At 65.3% G+C, this 17,944-nt stretch carries 23 protein-coding genes; 12 read left to right on the forward strand and 11 right to left on the reverse strand.

What is annotated here, in order from left to right; translation table 11 throughout:
* Position 1: 1 nt before the first annotated feature.
* On the forward strand, positions 2-1,969 hold the full coding sequence (locus AC07PU_RS06820) for a sensor histidine kinase (RefSeq protein WP_495316279.1): 1,968 nt from the start codon (positions 2-4) through the stop codon (positions 1,967-1,969).
* Positions 1,970-1,988: 19 nt separating this feature from the next.
* Here the strand turns inward: AC07PU_RS06820 and AC07PU_RS06825 are convergent, their stop codons facing one another.
* From AC07PU_RS06825 to AC07PU_RS06835, 3 genes are all read right to left on the reverse strand, one after another.
* Complete coding sequence (locus AC07PU_RS06825; protein WP_398496139.1) at positions 1,989-2,429, reverse strand: hypothetical protein; 441 nt, start codon at positions 2,427-2,429, stop codon at positions 1,989-1,991.
* Positions 2,414-2,671, reverse strand: a complete 258-nt coding sequence (locus AC07PU_RS06830) for a hypothetical protein (protein ID WP_057595408.1) — start codon at positions 2,669-2,671, stop codon at positions 2,414-2,416. The genes AC07PU_RS06825 and AC07PU_RS06830 overlap by 16 nt, the downstream gene beginning before the upstream one ends.
* A 170-nt stretch (positions 2,672-2,841) precedes the next feature.
* Positions 2,842-3,243, reverse strand: coding sequence for a hypothetical protein (locus AC07PU_RS06835; RefSeq protein WP_398496142.1), 402 nt, complete (start codon positions 3,241-3,243; stop codon positions 2,842-2,844).
* A 131-nt stretch (positions 3,244-3,374) separates the two neighbouring features.
* Here AC07PU_RS06835 and AC07PU_RS06840 point away from each other — a divergent pair, with 131 nt between their 5' ends.
* On the forward strand, positions 3,375-4,493 hold the full coding sequence (locus AC07PU_RS06840) for a serine hydrolase domain-containing protein (protein WP_495316282.1): 1,119 nt from the start codon (positions 3,375-3,377) through the stop codon (positions 4,491-4,493).
* A gap of 107 nt (positions 4,494-4,600) precedes the next feature.
* Here AC07PU_RS06840 and AC07PU_RS06845 read toward each other — a convergent pair whose 3' ends face one another.
* Entirely contained in the window at positions 4,601-5,062 is a 462-nt protein-coding gene (locus AC07PU_RS06845; protein WP_495316284.1) for a hypothetical protein, read from the reverse strand.
* Positions 5,063-5,312: 250 nt separating this feature from the next.
* Between AC07PU_RS06845 and AC07PU_RS06850 the strand changes: the two genes are divergently transcribed.
* Both AC07PU_RS06850 and AC07PU_RS06855 read left to right on the forward strand, forming a co-directional pair.
* Entirely contained in the window at positions 5,313-5,720 is a 408-nt protein-coding gene (locus tag AC07PU_RS06850; protein ID WP_495316286.1) for a GFA family protein, read from the forward strand.
* Positions 5,721-5,762: 42 nt separating this feature from the next.
* A complete protein-coding gene (locus tag AC07PU_RS06855; protein ID WP_495316288.1) occupies positions 5,763-6,254 on the forward strand; it encodes a hypothetical protein in 492 nt (163 codons plus the stop codon).
* Between the two features lie 50 nt (positions 6,255-6,304).
* Here AC07PU_RS06855 and AC07PU_RS06860 read toward each other — a convergent pair whose 3' ends face one another.
* Positions 6,305-6,805 carry a DUF3237 domain-containing protein gene (locus AC07PU_RS06860; protein ID WP_093342721.1) on the reverse strand — a complete coding sequence of 167 codons (501 nt, stop codon included), beginning with the start codon at positions 6,803-6,805 and terminating at the stop codon, positions 6,305-6,307.
* A 4-nt stretch (positions 6,806-6,809) separates the two neighbouring features.
* The gene (locus AC07PU_RS06865) at positions 6,810-7,202 is read right to left on the reverse strand and encodes a nuclear transport factor 2 family protein (RefSeq protein ID WP_208514045.1); all 393 of its coding nucleotides are present in this window, start codon (positions 7,200-7,202) and stop codon (positions 6,810-6,812) included.
* 140 nt (positions 7,203-7,342) lie between these two features.
* On the opposite strand from AC07PU_RS06865, the gene AC07PU_RS06870 reads away from it, so the two are divergent.
* Positions 7,343-7,879, forward strand: coding sequence for a winged helix-turn-helix transcriptional regulator (locus tag AC07PU_RS06870; protein WP_495316291.1), 537 nt, complete (start codon positions 7,343-7,345; stop codon positions 7,877-7,879).
* A gap of 179 nt (positions 7,880-8,058) precedes the next feature.
* The gene (locus AC07PU_RS06875; RefSeq protein WP_495316293.1) at positions 8,059-8,388 is read left to right on the forward strand and encodes a hypothetical protein; all 330 of its coding nucleotides are present in this window, start codon (positions 8,059-8,061) and stop codon (positions 8,386-8,388) included.
* Between the two features lie 11 nt (positions 8,389-8,399).
* Here the strand turns inward: AC07PU_RS06875 and AC07PU_RS06880 are convergent, their stop codons facing one another.
* Complete coding sequence (locus AC07PU_RS06880; RefSeq protein WP_495316295.1) at positions 8,400-9,776, reverse strand: hypothetical protein; 1,377 nt, start codon at positions 9,774-9,776, stop codon at positions 8,400-8,402.
* Positions 9,777-9,822: 46 nt separating this feature from the next.
* Positions 9,823-11,253 (reverse strand): DUF2314 domain-containing protein, encoded by a 1,431-nt coding sequence (locus tag AC07PU_RS06885; RefSeq protein ID WP_495316297.1) that lies wholly within the window; start codon positions 11,251-11,253, stop codon positions 9,823-9,825.
* A 303-nt stretch (positions 11,254-11,556) separates the two neighbouring features.
* Here AC07PU_RS06885 and AC07PU_RS06890 point away from each other — a divergent pair, with 303 nt between their 5' ends.
* Positions 11,557-12,108 (forward strand): GNAT family N-acetyltransferase, encoded by a 552-nt coding sequence (locus AC07PU_RS06890; protein ID WP_495316300.1) that lies wholly within the window; start codon positions 11,557-11,559, stop codon positions 12,106-12,108.
* 90 nt (positions 12,109-12,198) lie between these two features.
* Positions 12,199-12,990, forward strand: coding sequence for a GNAT family N-acetyltransferase (locus AC07PU_RS06895; protein ID WP_495316302.1), 792 nt, complete (start codon positions 12,199-12,201; stop codon positions 12,988-12,990).
* Between the two features lie 52 nt (positions 12,991-13,042).
* On the opposite strand, the gene AC07PU_RS06900 is transcribed toward AC07PU_RS06895, so the two are convergent.
* The gene (locus tag AC07PU_RS06900) at positions 13,043-13,699 is read right to left on the reverse strand and encodes a dihydrofolate reductase family protein (RefSeq protein ID WP_495316304.1); all 657 of its coding nucleotides are present in this window, start codon (positions 13,697-13,699) and stop codon (positions 13,043-13,045) included.
* A 43-nt stretch (positions 13,700-13,742) separates the two neighbouring features.
* Here AC07PU_RS06900 and AC07PU_RS06905 point away from each other — a divergent pair, with 43 nt between their 5' ends.
* A complete protein-coding gene (locus AC07PU_RS06905; RefSeq protein WP_495316307.1) occupies positions 13,743-14,720 on the forward strand; it encodes an immunity protein Imm33 domain-containing protein in 978 nt (325 codons plus the stop codon).
* Positions 14,721-14,736: 16 nt separating this feature from the next.
* Positions 14,737-15,171 (forward strand): VOC family protein, encoded by a 435-nt coding sequence (locus AC07PU_RS06910; protein ID WP_495316309.1) that lies wholly within the window; start codon positions 14,737-14,739, stop codon positions 15,169-15,171.
* An 80-nt stretch (positions 15,172-15,251) separates the two neighbouring features.
* On the opposite strand, the gene tuf is transcribed toward AC07PU_RS06910, so the two are convergent.
* Positions 15,252-16,448 carry an elongation factor Tu gene (gene tuf / locus AC07PU_RS06915; RefSeq protein WP_495317246.1) on the reverse strand — a complete coding sequence of 399 codons (1,197 nt, stop codon included), beginning with the start codon at positions 16,446-16,448 and terminating at the stop codon, positions 15,252-15,254.
* Between the two features lie 391 nt (positions 16,449-16,839).
* A complete protein-coding gene (locus AC07PU_RS06920) occupies positions 16,840-17,055 on the reverse strand; it encodes a hypothetical protein (protein WP_495316311.1) in 216 nt (71 codons plus the stop codon).
* Positions 17,056-17,146: 91 nt separating this feature from the next.
* Between AC07PU_RS06920 and AC07PU_RS06925 the strand changes: the two genes are divergently transcribed.
* Both AC07PU_RS06925 and AC07PU_RS06930 read left to right on the forward strand, forming a co-directional pair.
* Positions 17,147-17,569 carry a hypothetical protein gene (locus AC07PU_RS06925; RefSeq protein ID WP_495316313.1) on the forward strand — a complete coding sequence of 141 codons (423 nt, stop codon included), beginning with the start codon at positions 17,147-17,149 and terminating at the stop codon, positions 17,567-17,569.
* Positions 17,566-17,898: a hypothetical protein gene (locus AC07PU_RS06930; RefSeq protein WP_495316315.1), complete on the forward strand. Its 333-nt coding sequence runs from the start codon at positions 17,566-17,568 to the stop codon at positions 17,896-17,898. Before AC07PU_RS06925 ends, AC07PU_RS06930 begins: the two co-directional genes overlap by 4 nt.
* The last annotated feature ends 46 nt before the right edge of the window (positions 17,899-17,944 follow it).

Below are 17,944 nucleotides of genomic sequence, written 5' to 3' on the forward strand. Positions count from 1 at the left end.
GATGAGACAGGGCAACAACGACGGCGGGCGAGCCGGTCGGGGGATCGCGGCCTTCTGGCGCGCGCTGCCGCTGATCGTGCTGCTGCTGTGCTGTGCGCGCGCCTCCGTCGCGGCGCCCGTACTGCCTGGCGACCAGCCCATCCACATCACCGAAGCCGAGCTGCAGTCGGTGCCCGGCTCCGGCTTCACGGCCCCGCCGCTGCTGTCGGTCGATGCCGAACTGCCGCGCGGCGGCTGGAAACCGGTCGGCTTGCCCTACACCGCCGACCGCGAGCTCGTGCCCACCGCTTCCAGTGGCATGCGCACCGTCACCGACTGGTACCGCCTCGACCTCGGCAGGCTGCCGCCTTCGACGCAGCCGCGCTTGCTCTACCTGCCGCGCTGGAAGACCCTGGGCCACATCGCCGTGTACGGCGACGGCGTGCTCATCTACCAATCGCACGGCAGCCCGATCCACAACGGCTACAACCATCCGCTGCTGCTGCCGCTCAATCCCGCGGCCCAGGCACCCACGCCCGCGTCGATGCTGATCCGCGTCGACCGACTGCGCAACAGCGGCAGCGGCGTCTCGACCGTGTGGGTGGGGCACGAGGAAGACCTGTCCTGGCGCTACCAGGCGCGCCATCTGCTGCAGGTGCAGCTGCCGTTCATGGGCAGCGCCGCCTTCCTCGCGGTCGGCGCCTTCGCCTTTGCCGTGTGGCTGGGCAAGCGGCGCGAGCCGCTCTACCTGCTTTTCTTCGCCATCTCGGCGGCCGCCTTCCTGCGCATGCTGCACTACTACGTGGGCGGCAGCTACATCCCCATGTCGGACGACTGGTTCGAGTGGATGACCGTGGCCAGCCTGCTGTGGCTGATCCTGTTCGTCCACCTGTTCCTCGAGCGATTGCACCGGCAACCCTCGCCCTGGCTCACGCGGCTGTCGGTCGGTCTCGTGCTGGCCTGCAACCTCGCGACCCTGCCGCACGTCTCGCGGTCGATCGTCAGCCTCTACCTGTTCACCCCGCTGCTCAACCTCGCCGTGCTGCCCGTGGCCGTGCTGATCTTCTCGGTGAACCTGCGCAAGGCCTACCGCGTGCAGTTGCCCGAGGGCCGGCTCGTTGCGGCCTGGACCATGATCGCCGTCGCGTTCACCGGCTACGACGCCCTGCTGCAGAACAACCTCGTGGGCCCCGAGAGCGTCTACACCTCGCCCTACGCCATCATCGGCCTGTTCTTCGTCTTCTCGTACATCATGTTCCTGCGCTACACCGGCGCCTTCGCCGAGGTGGCGCGGCTCAACAAGGGCCTGGCGCACCGGCTGCGCGAGCGCGAGGACGAACTCAAGCAGAGCTACGAACGGCTGCGCGTGGTGGAGAACGAGCAGATGCTCAACGCCGAGCGCCGCCGCCTCATGCAGGACATGCACGACGGCCTGGGTTCCTCGCTGATCGGCGCCATCCGCTCGGTGGAGCAAGGCAGCATGAGCGAGGCCGGGATCGCCGACATGCTCAAGGGCTGCATGGACGACCTCAAGCTCGCCATCGATTCGATGGAGAGCGTCGACGCCGACCTGCTGCTGCTGCTCGCGACCCTGCGCTTCCGGCTCGCGCCGCGCATCGAGGGCGCCGGCATCGCACTGCGCTGGGAGGTGCAGCCCGTGCCGCCCCTGCCCTGGCTCGACCCGGGCAGCGCGCTGCACATCCTGCGCATCATGCAGGAGTGCATCGCCAACGTGATGCGCCACACGCGCGCCACTACCCTGCGCGTGAGCACCGCGGCCACCGACGAGCTCGTGTGCGTGACCATCGAGGACAACGGGCCGGGCTTCGACGTGGCCGAGGCGCTGCAGCATGGCGGGCGCGGCCTGCGCAATCAGCAGCAGCGCGCACGCGCGATCGGCGGAACGGTGGGATGGCAGTCGGGCAGCGAAGGCACGCGCTTCACGCTGTGGCTGCCGATCGAACGCGAGACCGCGCCCGCCACGGCCTGAGCCTCGGCCGCGCTGTTGCTCAGAGACGTGCCGCGGCGTTCGGCTGGCTCGGCAGGCGCAGCGTGCTGGCCTGGGCATCGGGCGGGCACGGTGCATCGGAGTAGACCGCATCGCCTTCGGGCATGACGCATTTCTGGACCTCGATGAAGGCCGGGGCGGCCTTCTTGTTCGTGGCCGCGTCGGCACTGGCCATAGTGGTGTCGAGCCGGGCGATCGATGACACGACGGGCGCGCGGACCGGCTCGACCGGCGGCGTGTTGTCGATGGCCGGCCCGGGCGCCTTCGCCTGCTCCGGCACGATCGACGGCGGCAGGCGCGGGGCGCGCCCCGCGCTCTCGTGCACCAGGCTGCTGAGCGCAAGGTAGAACATGAACACCGCGAGCAACGCGACCCCGAGCCCCAGGGCCCAGTACCTGGGCGCACGGACCGCGCGCAGCGATTCCATCAGCGGCGCGGCCATGCCAGACCTCCCGACTGCAATGCACCCGCCAGCTTCGCGATGCCGCCCGTGCCGCTCGCGGCCCGGCCGATCAGCGCACCACCGGCCGCGCCGGCGACGATGCGCGTGAGGAACGAGCGGCTGCGGCCGGCTGCCAGCAGCAGCAACACGCCGGCGCCGAGCACGATCAGATGCTCGCCGGGATAGTCGGCGCGGGCGGCGTCGACCTGCTTGAACTTGTCGATGGTTTGTTCGAGGGTCATGGCTGAAGGTCCTTCTTTTCTTCAGCCGTTCTAGTTACGCGCGCCACGCGGGCTTGTAGGCGGGCACCATCCGCTTTCTAGGAATCCACCTCGACCAGGCGGCGGAGACTGCCGCATGCCGGGACGGAATTCACCCGGCCAACCATCCTTGCCGAAGGAGGCAAGCCACCTCACCACCCGATGTGCGCAAATCCACCCTCATGATGGAAGACGCTCAGAGCGGCGATTTCACGCCAGAGAAAAATGACGTCTCCGTCGAAAAGGAACTGCGATGAGCAATCCACCGTTCGACGCAGTTCGCCTCCCTGGCATTGAATCGATTGCCCGCTGCGAAAGCTCTCATCGGTCACGACGACAACTTCCCCCTCGGGGAAAGACTTCCCCGCAAACACCAGATCGAAGAGTTGGAGCTTGGCATCCGGTGCATCGAGATCAGGCCAATCCGTGACCATGACGAACTCGTAGGCGATCCCGAGGCGATCAGCGGCTTGCAGGATCGAGTCCGGCAGGAGCTTCGCGCCGGGAAGCAAGCGCTCCAGAAGTTCGAGCGGCAGTGAGGGAAGGCCCGTCATGTTCATCCAGTGGGGTGGCAAGCGGGTAGCCAGGACAAGAGGCAATCCGTGTCTCCAAGAGATCAAGCGTCCGGATCGTCTTGTTCCATCCGGATGAGGACGATCATCGCACCTCGGTAGACTCGAATCGCATGCAGTCCGATAGCGACACCAAACGCCGATTGCCCTCTTGGTGCGCATGCGGCCTTGCGCTGCTGCTCGCCAGCGCCTGCACGACCGCACCACCCGCTGCATCGCCAACCTTCCCCGAAACCTCCTGGGCCACCGCCCCCGAACCCGCGGCAACCAGCGCCTGCCGCCGCGGCCTCGACGACACCCGCGCCTACGTCCGCACGCTCGACACGACCGCCCTCATGGTCGTGCAGGACGGCCGCGTGCTGTTCAGCGAAGGCCCGGTCCAGGCCGTGAGCATCGTGTTCTCGGTACGCAAGAGCGTGCTGTCGATGATGTACGGCAAGTACGTCGCCAACGGCACCATCGACCTCGATCGCACACTGGCCGAGCTGGGCATCGATGACATCGGCGGCCTGCTGCCGATCGAAAGGCAAGCGAGACTGCGCGACCTGCTTGCCGCGCGTTCGGGTATCTACCATCCGGCCGCCAATGGCGGAGACGATTCGGCCTCCGCGCCTTCGCGTGGATCGCAGGCGCCCGGCAGCTACTTCCTCTACAACAACTGGGACTTCAACGCCGCCGGCACGGCATTCGAGCGCCTGACCGGCCAGAGCATCTACCAGGCCTTCGCGCAAGACTTGGCCGCACCGCTGCAGCTCGAGGACTTCGATCCCGCTCGCCATGCCCGCACCGGCAATGCGAGGCGGTCCCGGCACCTCGCCTATCCGCTCTACCTGTCCACGCGCGACATGGCGCGCCTGGGCTACCTGATGCTGCGCCAGGGAAACTGGCGTGGGCAGCAACTGGTGCCGGCCGACTGGATCGGGCAGATCACGCGCGAGACCACGTCGTCCACCCAGATGCATCCGCCGCACACGGCACGACGCGGCTTCGGCTATGGCTATCTTTGGTGGCTGCTCGAGGAGCCACCCGACTCGCCGCTGCATGGCGCCTACATGGCGTGGGGCGTGCACGGCCAGTACATCCTGGTCGTTCCGAAACGCGAGCTGGTCATCGCGCACAAGCGGCAGGTGCCGGTGGGGGACGACTGGAATCCCAGCTGGGTCGGTCCGGTGGCGTTCTTGCGCGCCGCGCGCATGTTGGCGGCGGCACCATGCCGTACAGAGGAGCGGTGAGCCCCCCGGCTCCAGCTTTGCAACGAATCGGCCGTGTCCTCAAGTCGATACGGCGATCTCGCGCAATGCCACAGCCGTCTTTCAAATGGCTCTTGCCGGCCTGACTATCACGGTCTTTCCGGATAGCCCATGAAATACAGCGACGTGGAGGCACCCTTCTCCGGCTCATCCGCAACGGGGTGAACAGGCCCCTTTGGGAGATACTCCATGCGATTGTTCGCGACCGCCGCCACATGGATTTCGGTCTCGGCGACACCATGCGTCTTCAGGAGTTCGACCAGATACCCTGCTCTCGCCACGGCGAGATTGCGGCGATGGGTGCTTTTGCCTTCGGAGAAGGACGAGCCGGCCATGACCATGACAACCAACCTGGTCTGAGGCCAAGCTCGGGTCTTCAGGAGTGCTGCGACGACTCGCGCACGCTGGTCTTCCTCGAGAGCAATGCCTTGGGGCGGGTAGCCGATCTTCAGTTCTTCGCTGGACTGGGCCGGCGACAGGCCATGGGCCGACGCAGTGAAGACAAGCAACGCAGCGCAGAACGCCCGGCCGAGTATCGAGAAGGCTGTCATGGTCTTGGATGCGTAAGAAAACTTCATCGCCATCATTGCCGTGCCGGCGCTCCGAGCGAAGCATGACGGTTGCCGCATGCCGATGCGGCGCGCGACTCTATCAGCGCTGCGTGACGATACGTCTCGCGGTCCACGACGCGGAGCGCGACCTGAAAAGATGGACGGCCCACGCTGCAAGGTCGGTGCCCGCGAATGCGCCTTGACGCATACTGACTGCCACCTCCAAACACGCGTTCAAAGGAAGTGACCGATGCTGAGAGGAAGCTGCCTCTGCCAAGGTGTCGCGTTCGAGATCGACGGCACGATCAAGGACCCGCTGTACTGCCACTGCTCGATGTGCCAGAAGGCGCACGGCACCGCCTTTCGCGCGCGCGGCAAGATCCTGGCGAAGGACTTCCGCTGGCTCAGGGGTGAGGAACTGGTCCGGTTCTACGAGTCTTCGCCAGGCGACCACCGCGGGTTCTGCTCGGTGTGCGGCTCGAGTCTGATCAGCAAGCTCGATGCGAAGCCGGCCGTGTTGGGTGTCGCGCTCGGCGTGCTCGATGGCGATCCGGGCGTGCGGCCGCTGTGCCATGTGTACGTGGGGTCGAAGGCGCCGTGGTTCGAGATCACCGACTCCTTGCCTCGGTACGAGACGCGACCTCCCTCGAACCCCTGATCGTCTGCTTCACGATCACCACCTGCCAGTACGCATCGACGCATGAAACTCCCCTTCTCCAAATTCCTGACCGCAGCAATCACCGTGGCCGGCATGGTCGCGCCGGCGCCCGCCCAGCCTGTCTCGCAGAACATGGAACTGATGGGCGCGATCGCCCGCGAGATCGTGAACAGCGGCGAGCCGCAAGGCGTCGATTGGGTCGAGGTCTCAGCGATCTTCTCTCTCGATGCCGATGGCGATGTCAACGGCAGCTACGGCTACGTCTACGACGCCCAGGGCCAGGCCCATGCGGCCGCCTTTCTCGAGGACCCGATCGAGCGCGAGGTGAAGGCTTATCGCAACTGGCTGCTGCACAAGGGCAGGAAAGGCGACAAGGGCATCATCAAGATGCTCTTTCAGTTCAACCGGCAGACGCGCCGGGTCCGCGCGGATTTCGAGTACGAGGATCCCCGGCGCTGGCAGGTCACGCCGGCCAACCTCGATGCCAGGATCAAGGAGCTTCGGCCCCGTCTCGGTACCGCGGACGGCAAGTAGCGCGCCCGCGCCGAAGGCCCCGTGCGATGGCTCGCGCGGGGCCGCACGCATCAAAGCAGCTGATAGATGCGGAAGTCGACCCGCCCTGCCGACAGCTCGTTGTAGCCTACGAGCACCAGGTCGTTGACCCACGTGTAGCGCTCGTCCGAAGTCTCGAGCTTGGGCGTAGTGCGCAGGTAGGTCTCGCCGAAAGCGAGCCGCTCGCCCTTGGCCAGCCGCGCCCTGCCGTCGGGCGGCAGCCTGGCGATGCCCTTGCTCTCGAAGTAGATGAGCGCGCCGTCGTCGGTGCGCAAGGCGCCGCGGATGTCGAGCCGGCTGATACCGTCCGCGCCGATCACGACCCAGTCGACGCTGCCCGGCAGGAACTGGCCGTGCAGCTTCGGCCCGTCGAGCCGGCCGCCCTTGCCGATGTAGGGCACCAGCGTGCCGCGCGGCGTGGGCACGACGATCGGCGTTTCGAGATCGACCTGCAGGTCGCACAGATGGCGGATCGGCAGCGCTTCGAACAGCGGTTGCTCGAAGAGTGGCTGCTTGTGGAGGATGGCGCTCATGGGGTCAGCTCAGGGCGGCCTTGATTTCCGCGTAGTCGAAGAAGGTGTCCTTGCGCGTGACGAGCCCGTCGCCGTCCACCTCGACCACGTCCAGCGCATGGAAGCCGCGACGCTCCTTGCCCGGCGGCTGGAAGGTCAGCGTCCAGTCGAGCGTCCAGTGCCGGTCGCCGAGCAGCAGGCGGCGCGTTTCCACGCCGAAGCCTGGATAGCGCTCGAAGACTTCGCCGAACTCCTTCAACAACGCGTCGTTGCCCCGCACCGCCGTGCCGCGGCCGTGCGCCTGGAAGGTCGAGTCCGGCGCATGCAGCGCCACGATCGCCTCGGGGTCGTGGGAGAGCCAGGCCGAGGCGTAGCGATCGGCGATGGCAGCGAGATCCAACTTGACAGGTTCAGACATGAGAAGCCTTTCGATGGGGTCGATTGCATTCGCGGAAGTCCTATCGACTCCGCGGTGCGCGAGGCGGTTTTCAAGTCGCCTCGCGAACGGTGGCGACTATACCTATGATTTTCATAGTGACAAGCGGTATGATGCCGGCAATGATCCAAAAATCGCCCCCACCCGCGTCCGCCGAGCACGAGGCGACGCATGCGCATTCGACCCTGTGCCCGATCGCGCGCGCGCAGGTCATCGTCGGCGACCGCTGGACCGTGCTCGTGCTGCGCGAGCTGTTCCTCGGCAATCGTCGCTTCGAGGAGATCCAGGTGCAGACCCAGGCCACGCCGCAGATGGTGGCGAGCCGTCTCAAGAAGCTGGAAGCCGAAGGGCTGATCGAGCGCCGCCTCTACAGCGAGCGCCCGCCGCGGCACGAATACCACCTCACGCCGATGGGCATCTCGTTCCACCCGGTGTTCCTCGCACTGCGCGCCTGGGGCGAGACATGGTGCAAGGGCGAGCACGAGGAGGTCGCGATTCGCTATACCCACATCCCTTGCGGGCAGGACCCGGGGCTGGGGCCGGCCTGTCAGTCGTGCGGGAAGGAGATGCGGCGGGAGGAGTTGTCTGCGCGGCTCAGTGGGTCGTTCGATGCGGAGCGGCGGGAGCGGTTGCAGGCGTTCAAGGCGGGGCGGGTGTAGGGCCGGGCTCGCGACGCGCGCCGCTTCATCACTGCAAGGGCTCCGTCATCACATGTGGGTGTACTTGGCGCGGTTCCATGGAGACACCTCGAATGTCCATCCACGCGACGTGATTGCAGGCTGCCTAGAATTCCCGAGTCCTCCGTTCGCCTTCACACGATCTACCCGCAGTCACGCCCATGCGACGCACGCTACCAGTCTTCGTCCTGCTGCTTGCCGCATCGAATTGCTTCGCCAAGCCGCTCCAGTTCGTGGACGAATTGCCCGTCTTGTCGGCCGTTGCAATTCAGCGAGCCTGCACGCAGATCGATCCTGTGAACGCCGAGCTTCATGAGCGCAACCTCGGCAACTCGCTCGGCAAGCTGGCCCCCGAAGACGTCAAGGACACGATGGCGGCGCCCGGCTTCGACAAGCGGGTCGAAGAGATGATGCGGCCCTTGTTGGCTGATGGCCGTCGCGACGCACTCATGAGCCGGTGTGTTCGCGGGGCCGCCGTATCAGGTCGCTAGCGGCCTGCGCATCAGCGGCGATTTCGCGTCGCGAGATCGGTGGCCTCGCCGCCGCTGGTCCGGCCCCCTCGATCGATCAGCAAGACGTCCTCGATCGTTTCTTCAGGAATATCGCTCTCGATATTGCTGTGCTCGATGCTGCCGATCTTGATCGGAGGGTTGAAACGAGCGCGCGAACCGCCGGTACGCGGGTCGCCATCCCATCGGCGCGCGATCACGCGGCCGTCCGGTGTCCACGCCGATACTTCGTGCCAGAGCGCCCACTTGGCCCCGCGCTGCGGCGATGTCGAGTTCTTGACAGCTGCCGCCATGTCCACGCCGATGAACACGCGTGTGCCTTGGGCCTTGAGCGAAGCGTAGCGGCCTCGAAGATCAGGCAGCCGACTCTTCACGCGTGCCACCGCCATCGAAAGCTCTCGCGCCGGCCCTGCACCGAGCGCCAGGTAATTCGAAGGCAGCAGCGCGTCGATGAAGAACATCTGGCGCTCGTAGAGATGCATGCCTGATTGGCCGGGAAACTCGAGCTGCAACAAGGAAGCACTGGATACCGGTGCCGGCGCGAATCTCAAGAATGCCGAGGCACCTTTTCGAAAGCCCGACAGCGTCGCCGCGACTTCAGGATCGTCGGTTCGCACAGTGAACTCCGAGCCGGGCGCCGCAGAAATCTTGCCGCTGACCAGCAGATTCCCCACTGCCTCGATCTCCCAGAAGGGCAGCAGCTTTCCAGGCATCCAGTCGACCACGGCGACATCTGGCACACCCAGCTTGCGAAATCCCCTCGTACGCCATCCGGTACCGTGCAGCGCCTCGAAAGTGAAGGCATCGATGGTCTCGAGACGCGGCGGATTGGACGCAGAAACGAGGGCGCCATCTGCCGATCGCCCCAGTCGCAGCCGCTCGCTCAAGGAGACCGCTTGCAGCACGCCACCCGTCTCGCCGTCGAAAAAGGCCGGCGCATCCACTGCCGCTGCGATATCTGCGGCGAACCTCGAAGCCTCGACATAGGCTGGAACACTCGCCGCCTGCGGTATGCCCACCATCACAGCCAGCGCGGACACCGGCCGTGACGCCGCCACACCGAGGACCTCACGCAACGGCTCGCCGGTTTCCGAAATACTCGCCCGATCGATCGGCTTGCCCTTGAAGCTGCGCGGCTCGACCGCGACAGGAATAAGCCCCTTGCCATCCCAGGCTCGCACCCCTGCGGGATCGCTCGCTCGATGCAGCAGGGCTGATCGGGACGAAAGCACCGCGCGGGCACGGGCCTCCGAATCGGAAGGTGCCGCTGCGCGCAGGTACAGCACGTACTCGTAGTAGCGCGCCGGCTGAGACTGGGCCATGCACGCAGCCAACGCGATCGACGCACCGAACAGAGCCTTGATGATCATGGTGCGCGAGTCTCCATCACGGCATTCCCCTGCTCGGCCTGCGCGCTCACCGCTTCCCCGCCACCCCACGCTGAATCACCTTCCCCGTCTCGTTCCCCTCCTCCCGCCCGTCCGCATAGCGCCGCATGTAGTCGAACACCTTCGCCTGCGACACCTTCACCATCTGCCCCGCGTGCAGGTCGGCCACTTCCACCGGTTCGTTCTTCAGCATGCCGTCGATCGCGTCGCCCTTCCAGCCCGTGACCTCGACCCACATCCACTCGTTGCCCCCGCTGCGGGTGATGAACGGCGCCTTCACGAGGATGTATTCGCCGGGCGCGAGGCCCTTGGCGAACGCGTCGCGCAGCGCGGGCAGTTGCGCCCGGGCGAGCTTGCTGGCCGCGAGGATCTCCTCGTTGTGCTTGATGCGCGACACCGAATCGTCGGCGGCGCCGAAGGTGCTCTTGAGCAGGGCCACCTGCTGCGCCGAGCGGTCGGGGCCTGGGTAGCGGTCGAAGCCGATCTCGTAGAGGCGGTTGCGCGGATCGCCGCTCTCCCAGGTACCCGCCACCAGCGACAGCCTGGCGGGCGTGGTGCCCTTGGCCTGCTTGTCCTTCGGGTCGCGCAGTCCGCCCTGCTTGAGCGTGCGCAGGTCCAGGTCGAACTGGCCAGGCCGCGCGATCTGCGCGCCCTCCACCATCGCCTGCGCGAAGCCGTTGACCAACGTTCCCATCGGCCCGTTCATCGACCACGAGAACTGGCTCACCACCACGTCGGGCAGGCCGAACTTGCCCATGCCGAGCGTGATGGCGCGCGCGAGCTTGTTGTCGGCCTGGTAGGCATGGATCACGATCTGCGAGGCGATGTCGGGAATGCCACCGGCCCAGGGGTCGACGCGCCGCTTCTGCCATTCGTCGGGCGTGAACAGCTCGCGCGTCTCCTCGTCCCAGACGAAGCCATTGGTGTCGCGCGCCACCTGCAGCGTGAGTTCGAGCGCCTTGCGCATGGCCGGCAGCGCCAGCTTCGAGGGATGCGCGAAATCGATGATCAGCGCCTGGCTGCTGCCCTGCAACGCCTCGGCCTGCTCACGCGTGATGCCATGGCCGAAGCGCTGCAGCATCTCCATCTCGGGTGCACGATAGGTCTGTTGCACGGTCGTGGTGTTCCAGTTCGCGAACAGCACGGGGGCGGTGACCTCGGAAGGCTTCGGCATCGATGCCAGCAGCTTGGGAGCATCGCCGAGCTTGGCGAGCCGGCTGCGCAACGCGGCCATGGGATCGGCCTTGGGTCGCGGCGCGTAGTAGATCGCGAACTGCGCGTGGACCGGGCCGGCTTGCAGCGGCGAGCCTGCGGGCACGGGGGTGCCGGGCTTGGGGGCGGTGGCGGGTGCGGCGGCCTGTTGTGTCTGTGCGAACGCAGGCAGCGGTGCAAGCGCCGGAGCGCACAGCAGCAGGGCCGCGAGCAGGAGAGGACGGAGCGACTTGGGCGGGAGGCGCATGGTTCCGAGTCTGGGTGGTGAGGGGTTGGCGGATTGTCGGGGGAGTTTCGTGACGAACGCCCAACCGATGTGGCGCACTGCCCACGAGGGAGATCCGGCCATCGGCGGCAGGCCGCCAAACTGCTGACTCTCGAAGCCTGTCGTTCGCGGTGCCGGCACAATGCGGCCCATTGCGCCCCCTTCGCTCGCGAGCATCATGCGGAGATCTTTCATGTGGAACCACGATCACGAAAAACGGCTTGTGTTCGCACCGTTTCAAGCGGTCGACTGACCCATTTGCCGTTCTCCCAGCGAGCATGACCGATGACCCCGACTCCTCCCGCGCTTCCCGACCGCATCCAGACCGCGCGCCTCGAACTCCGTGCACCCGAGCTTTCCGATGCACCGACGATGTATGCCTCGTACACGCAGGATGCGGAAGTCGCGCGGTACATGGTGTGGCGTCCCCACGCGTCCGAGGATGCAACGCGCGATTTCGTCGCTGCATGCGTCGCTCATTGGCACACCGGTTCAGCCCGTCCCTACGTCATCACCCTGAAGACAAGCGGTGAGCTCGTGGGAATGCTCGAGGCGCGTACCAAGGGGCACATCGTGAACATCGGTTACGTGCTTGCACGCAATCAATGGGGCCAGGGCCTGATGCCGGAAGCCGTTCGTGCCTTGACGGCAGAGGCACTAGGACTGCCAGAGATATTCCGTGTCGAGGCGAGCTGCGATGTCGACAACCGCGCGTCGGCGCGGGTGCTGGAGAAAAGCGGCTTCCTGCTGGAAGGCCGGCTCGCCCGCTTCACGGTTCATCCGAACATCGATGTCGCGCCGCGCGACTGCCTCATCTATGCGGCTTGCAGGCGATGACGACAGACGCAGCGTGAGCGGAAGAGTCATTCTTCTACTGCAGGGCTCCGGGCTAGCAGTACCGTTCAACCGACCGACTCGATCGCAACCATGCTCGAACTGAAGCCCTCGGAATTCCACCGCGTCGCTCCCCTCTTCGCCAGTCTTCCGTACGGCCCGAGCATCCCGAACTCAATCATTGCCGGCATCGGCCATGGAAGGGTCTTCGCGAACGATCTGGTACGACCGACGGCCGCGCTCGTCTACAACAACGGCGCCTGCACGCTCGCCGGGAGCGCCAACGATCGTGTCTTCGTCCAGCGCGCGTGCCAGTGGCTGCTCGAGTTTCATGGCTCCGACTACTTCATCCTCTACGCCTTTCCGCAGGCATGGGAGGCGGCGCTGGACAGCACCTTCGGGAACTCGGTGAGAAAACGACGACGCCTCGACTTCGATTTCGATCGCGCAAGATTTGCAGGGATCGAGCGTCGGGAGAATCCGATGCCGACAGGCTACGAGCTTTGCCGCATCGACGAACCCCTGATGCAGCAAATACGCGACGTCGCCAATCCCTACAGTCGCAGCTACTGGAGGTCCGCCGCGGATTTCGAACAGCACGGCCTGGGCTTCTGCGTGCTGCACCAGGATGCCATCGTCAGCATGTGCTACACCGCCTTCGCCTGGAATGGTCACCACGACATCGACATCCTGACCGCCGACGGCCATCGCGGCCAAGGGCTCGGCACGCTGGTAGCGCGCGCCTTCATCGATCACTGCGTGCAGCATGGCCTGACCCCGAACTGGGACTGCTGGTCCGACAACCAGCGCTCGGCGGAGCTTGCGCGGCAGCTGGGCTTCGAGGTGCGGGTGGAGGTCTCGACGTACCACGGGGTGCAGTCCTGACTGCCCCTGGAGACGTTCATATTGGCTGGCGAACAGACATTGCTCGACCGCCTCAAGCCGCCTTGCGCCGCAAAAACATGTGCGTAGCCCGCTCCCCCGCCACCTGCCGCTCGCAGCTGTAGCCCAGCGCCGGCAGATCCAGCCCTTCGAACAGCGCCTCGCCCTTGCCCAGCAGCACCGGCCGCACGGCCAGATGCAATTCGTCGAGCAATCCGGCCTTCAGGTATTCGCGCACGGTGGCAACGCCGCCGCCCACGCGCACATCGCGCCCGCCCGCCGCATCGCGCGCCAGTGCCAGCGCCTCGTGGATGCCACCGGTCACGAAGTGGAAGGTGGTGCCGCCTTGCATCGTCAGCGGCGCGCGCGCATGGTGGGTCAGCACGAAGACCGGCACGTGGTACGGCGGCTCCTCGCCCCACCAGCCTTTCCAGCTTTCGTCGGGCCAGGGGCCGCGCACCGGCCCGAACATGTTGCGCCCGAGGATCCAGGCGCCCATCGAAGCAAAACCCTGTTCGGCGATCTCGTTGTCGACACCGGTCTCGCCCTTGGCCTCGCTCCCCTTCTGCATCCGCTGCCAGACCTGCGTGGGCATGAACCAGCTCATGAGTTCGGGACCGCGAACGCCCAGCGGGTTCTGCAAGCTCTGATCGGGGCCGGCGGCGAAACCGTCGAGCGAAACGCCGAAGCTGCGCACGAGCAATCGGGACATGCTGTCGTCTCCTGCAAAAAAGGGAGCAGCAGTCTAGCGCTCGGTGCTGCTGAAAGGCGACGACGTTGTTGGTAATAAGAAGGTTCGAAAAACGGGGCGCGCCAGCGGAGATCACACGATGCGCGAGCGCGCGGCACCGGGCGATATGCTCATCCGGCGCGTGGAGTCAGCTAGGATGCAGAACGCCTCCCGAGGCCGCCATGGCTCGGAAAACCATGAGATTCATTCGTTGGTCTGCCGCGCTCGCGCCGGCACCACCCGCTCCGAACAGATCCCCATGTCCCTGCGCTCCCTCTTCTCATCGCTCGGCAAGAACAAACCCATCGAACCCCACGCCGACGCGGTTCACACGACCCAAGGCTGCCAACGCTTCGGCCACCCCGAATTCCGCATTCGCGTCAGCAACAAGGCCATTCCCGATACGGACGTCGCCTGGTTCCTCTACTTCCTCGAGAGCCGCGTGGCGGAGGGAGAGAAGTTCAGCGGCGGCCAAAGCCTTCAGGTCGGCTGGATGTACACGATGATCGAGGACACCGCCGACGGCTTCCTGCGGATTACGGAGCCGGACATGCAGCAGATCCCCGTGCGCTTCATCGATTCGGTGGACAGCACCTTGATGCACCTGCGCAACCAGAAGGACGTCGTCGAGAGCCTCGTCGCGGAGGTCGTGCCGGACTTTCCTTCCTTGCAGAAAAGCGTCGTGGTGCACGTGCAATACAAGACCGCGTCGCGCATCCTGCTCACGCGCGCGGAACCTCACGACGCAAGCGATTCGGGCTGGTGGCTCAGCGATCTCGACGACAAGGAAGGTTCTCAAGACCCGTCGCGCTTCACGAAGACTTCGCTCTATCAGCTGGCCATCGACCGGCCGGACCTGGTGAAGTTCTTCGCCGTGCCGGCGGAGCTTCAGGTCTACATCAACGGGCCCGTCATCGCCGTGCTGGGGCCCGAGAGCGAGATCGAGCAGAAGCCCGGCTCCTACCTGAGCGAACTGAACCGCGCCAGACAGGCGCACGCCTGACAAAGGAACCCCAGCCATGACCATCAAGCGAATGGACAACGTGCTGATCGTCGTCGACGATCTCGAGGCCGTGAAGGCCTTCTTCATCGAACTGGGCCTCGCGCTCGAGGGCCAGACCACGGTGGAAGGGCCCGACGTCGGCAAGCTCGTCGGGCTCGGCAACGTGAAATCCACCATCGCGATGCTGCGCACGCCCGATGGCCAAGGCATCGAGCTCGACAAGTTCCACACGCCCGAGGCCGTGAGGTTCGGGCCCGTGGCAACGCCGGTGAACGCGCTGGGTTTTCGCCGCGTCATGTTCGCCGTCGATGGCCTCGATGATGTCGTTGCGCGCATCAAAGCCCATGGTGCCGAAATCATCGGCCAGATGCAGTACGGGGAGTCATACCGGCTCGCCTACATCCGTGGACCCGAGGGCATCATCGTGGGGCTGGCGGAGCAGCTCGGGTAGGTACGGCACAACGCGCGCCCGAATAAAAAAACCCCTGCCGCCCGCCAAGCGGACGACAGGGGAAAACAGGCCTCAGCCTTTCAGCCCAGCACCTCGGTCACGATCCCCGCGCCGACGGTCTTGCCGCCTTCGCGCATCGCGAACCGCATGCCGTTCTCGATCGCCACAGGCTTGTTCAGCTCGAAGCTGATCTGCGCCTGCGCGCCCGGCTCGACCAGGCCGGTTTCGGTGTCGACGCGGATCACACCCGTCACGTCGGTCGTGCCGAAGAAGAACTGCGGCTGGTAGCCCGAACCGAACGGCGTATGACGGCCGCCCTCGTCCTTGCTCAGCACGAAGACCTGCGCACGCCCCGTCCGGTACGGTTTCAGCGCACCGGGCTTCACGACCACCTGGCCTCGCACGACATCGTCGCGCTTGACCCCGCGCAGCAGCAGGCCGACGTTCATGCCGGCACGCCCCTCGGCGACGTCCTTGTGGAAGGACTGCACGCCGGTGACGACCACCTTCTCGTCGCCCACCGAGCTGAGCCCGACGATCTCCAGGCTGTCGCCCACGCGGATCACGCCGCGCTCGACACGGCCGCTGATCACGGTGCCGCGGCCCGTGATCGTGTGCACGCCTTCGACGGGCATCATGAACGGCGCGGCGTAGTCGCGCACCGGATCCGGAATGCGCGAGTCCAGCGCGTTCACGAGCTCGACGATGCATTGCACGTCGGCACCTGCGAGGTCGCCGCGTTCGGCGGCGGCCAGCGCCTTCAGCGCGCTGCCGAAGACGAAGCGGGCATCGTCGTAGCCGTGCGCGGCCAGCAGCGCCCCGATCTCCATCTCGATCAGTTGCTCGATCTCCGCGCGGTCGCTCGCAGCCACCAGGTCCATCTTGTTCACGAACACCACCATGTGGCCGACGTTCACCTGGCGCGCCAGCAGCACATGCTCGATGGTCTGCCGCGCGGCGCCTTCGGTGCCGTCCACCAGCAGGATCGCGCCGTCCATCTGCGAGGCGCCGGTGATCATGTTCTTGATGTAGTCGGCATGCCCGGGGCAGTCGATGTGTGCGTAGTGGCGGCTGTCCGACTCGTACTCGACGTGCGAGGTATTGATCGTGATGCCGCGCTCGCGCTCTTCCTTCGCGTTGTCGATCTGCCCGTAGGACAGCGCACGGCCACCGATGCGAGCGGCCTGCACGAAGGTGAGCGCAGCCGTCAGCGTCGTCTTGCCATGGTCGACGTGACCGATGGTTCCGACATTCACATGAACCTTGTTGTTCACCATTTCTTTCTCCAGTTTCAGAGTTGAAAAGCCGATGCGATCCGCTGGCCAGGTGAAACGCTCGGCGGGTTGTCGGTGCGCGCGCACCAAACTCGCGATGCCCGCCATGCGGGCGAAAAAAAAGCCTGCCGGGTGGACCACCCGACAGGCTTTCTTTTCGGCCTGAAGGATGGACCTCCAGGCACACGAGGGCCTGGAAGCTCTACACGAACCACTCCACGGAGTCGACGCACGACGCCGCGCCGGCAGCGAATGCGGCGGAAGGAAGACGTTCTCGTTCGAGGCTCATGTCCGGATCTCCAAAAAGGGGCAGGCGAAAAACAAAAAACCCGGTGGCTCGAGGCCTACCGGGTCTTGTGGAACACGGAGGCCGAGCCTCCAGGTGTGAAAGGCTCTAGGAAAGCAGTTCTGCGAATTCGGCGCGCAGCGCGACGGCCGCGGCTTGGCGGGTCTTCGGTGCGTGTTGGGTGGTTGGGAACTGCTTCATGGTGTTCATACGGTTGATCATCGAGCCGTAGTGCAATGGGTCAATTTTTGGGAATACGGAGGCTAACACCGGCATCGCGACGCAGCAACGGAAGCGTTGTGTAGACGCCGCAACGTCGGCCATCGCTCGCTGTGGCAAGGCGCCGCATTTGCGGGACCGGGCTCACCGCGAAACTGGTATACCTGCACCGCCTTCTCGTTGAACCAGTCACGTCATGATTCGTCGCCGCCATCACCCACGCAAGGACCTGAGCACTCTGGGTCCGCTGTCGCCGGATGAATATCGAGACTTCCGGAATCGGCGGCGGCACATTCTTGTCGCGTTCGGATTGATTCTTCTCTTTAGCATCGTTGCCGCGATTGTGTTGAATGTGTTCAAGCTGAAACCGCCACCGGAACTCCTTGCGATTCCATCCTTCACGCTTGTGCTGTACGCGCTTGTCAGGATGTTCAGGTACAAGTGCCCCCGCTGCGGCGCGACTCCAATGGCAACGCGTGTGTCGCTCATAACGTATCAGGTAGAAGCCTCCCAATACGTCGCCCTCAACCCAAATAAATGCCTCAAGTGCGGCGTGAGCTTTCGCTTGGAGACAGAAGAAGGTGTGGCCACGAAGCAGGCCAAGGCGGACGAGCAATGATATTCACGGTCAACGAAACCCTCGAACGACTGTCGGCCTTCGGTGGCGAGTTGGTCGAGGTCATCGGACTCCTGGCCTGGAGATTCGAGAATCGATCCCTCGAACCCACCGCCGTAGCCGAACGAGGCGAACGAGGCGAACGTTCCACGCTATGGCTGGAAGTGGACGACGAAACGCCCGCAATGGATGAAGGGATGCTGATTCGTTGGTCAGGAAAGAGGGTCGTTGTCTCTGGCATCTTGCGGGCACCGGACCCGAAGTTCGGTGGATGTGGACACTTTTCGATGTGGCCAGCCGAGCTGCTGGTACGGTCGATCAGGCGGGACTAGCCTGACCAGAAACTCGGCACACAAGACATTTGCTCCGTGCCCCAAA

The sequence above is a fragment of the Variovorax sp. GW821-FHT10D07 genome, assembly GCF_059415325.1.

Excerpts from the sequence above, each read along its gene's own strand:
- AC07PU_RS06825 (WP_398496139.1), bottom strand. The coding sequence starts at position 2,429 with ATGGCCGCGCCGCTGATGGAATCGCTGCGCGCGGTCCGTGCGCCCAGG.
- AC07PU_RS06840 (WP_495316282.1), top strand. The coding sequence starts at position 3,375 with ATGCAGTCCGATAGCGACACCAAACGCCGATTGCCCTCTTGGTGCGCA.
- AC07PU_RS06830 (WP_057595408.1), bottom strand. The coding sequence starts at position 2,671 with ATGACCCTCGAACAAACCATCGACAAGTTCAAGCAGGTCGACGCCGCC.
- AC07PU_RS06870 (WP_495316291.1), top strand. The coding sequence starts at position 7,343 with ATGATCCAAAAATCGCCCCCACCCGCGTCCGCCGAGCACGAGGCGACG.
- AC07PU_RS06875 (WP_495316293.1), top strand. The coding sequence starts at position 8,059 with ATGCGACGCACGCTACCAGTCTTCGTCCTGCTGCTTGCCGCATCGAAT.
- AC07PU_RS06820 (WP_495316279.1), top strand. The coding sequence starts at position 2 with ATGAGACAGGGCAACAACGACGGCGGGCGAGCCGGTCGGGGGATCGCG.
- AC07PU_RS06850 (WP_495316286.1), top strand. The coding sequence starts at position 5,313 with ATGCTGAGAGGAAGCTGCCTCTGCCAAGGTGTCGCGTTCGAGATCGAC.
- AC07PU_RS06885 (WP_495316297.1), bottom strand. The coding sequence starts at position 11,253 with ATGCGCCTCCCGCCCAAGTCGCTCCGTCCTCTCCTGCTCGCGGCCCTG.
- AC07PU_RS06895 (WP_495316302.1), top strand. The coding sequence starts at position 12,199 with ATGCTCGAACTGAAGCCCTCGGAATTCCACCGCGTCGCTCCCCTCTTC.
- AC07PU_RS06900 (WP_495316304.1), bottom strand. The coding sequence starts at position 13,699 with ATGTCCCGATTGCTCGTGCGCAGCTTCGGCGTTTCGCTCGACGGTTTC.
- AC07PU_RS06925 (WP_495316313.1), top strand. The coding sequence starts at position 17,147 with ATGATTCGTCGCCGCCATCACCCACGCAAGGACCTGAGCACTCTGGGT.
- tuf (WP_495317246.1), bottom strand. The coding sequence starts at position 16,448 with ATGGTGAACAACAAGGTTCATGTGAATGTCGGAACCATCGGTCACGTC.
- AC07PU_RS06910 (WP_495316309.1), top strand. The coding sequence starts at position 14,737 with ATGACCATCAAGCGAATGGACAACGTGCTGATCGTCGTCGACGATCTC.
- AC07PU_RS06880 (WP_495316295.1), bottom strand. The coding sequence starts at position 9,776 with ATGATCATCAAGGCTCTGTTCGGTGCGTCGATCGCGTTGGCTGCGTGC.
- AC07PU_RS06855 (WP_495316288.1), top strand. The coding sequence starts at position 5,763 with ATGAAACTCCCCTTCTCCAAATTCCTGACCGCAGCAATCACCGTGGCC.
- AC07PU_RS06865 (WP_208514045.1), bottom strand. The coding sequence starts at position 7,202 with ATGTCTGAACCTGTCAAGTTGGATCTCGCTGCCATCGCCGATCGCTAC.
- AC07PU_RS06920 (WP_495316311.1), bottom strand. The coding sequence starts at position 17,055 with ATGGCCGACGTTGCGGCGTCTACACAACGCTTCCGTTGCTGCGTCGCG.
- AC07PU_RS06835 (WP_398496142.1), bottom strand. The coding sequence starts at position 3,243 with ATGACGGGCCTTCCCTCACTGCCGCTCGAACTTCTGGAGCGCTTGCTT.
- AC07PU_RS06845 (WP_495316284.1), bottom strand. The coding sequence starts at position 5,062 with ATGACAGCCTTCTCGATACTCGGCCGGGCGTTCTGCGCTGCGTTGCTT.
- AC07PU_RS06890 (WP_495316300.1), top strand. The coding sequence starts at position 11,557 with ATGACCCCGACTCCTCCCGCGCTTCCCGACCGCATCCAGACCGCGCGC.
- AC07PU_RS06930 (WP_495316315.1), top strand. The coding sequence starts at position 17,566 with ATGATATTCACGGTCAACGAAACCCTCGAACGACTGTCGGCCTTCGGT.
- AC07PU_RS06860 (WP_093342721.1), bottom strand. The coding sequence starts at position 6,805 with ATGAGCGCCATCCTCCACAAGCAGCCACTCTTCGAGCAACCGCTGTTC.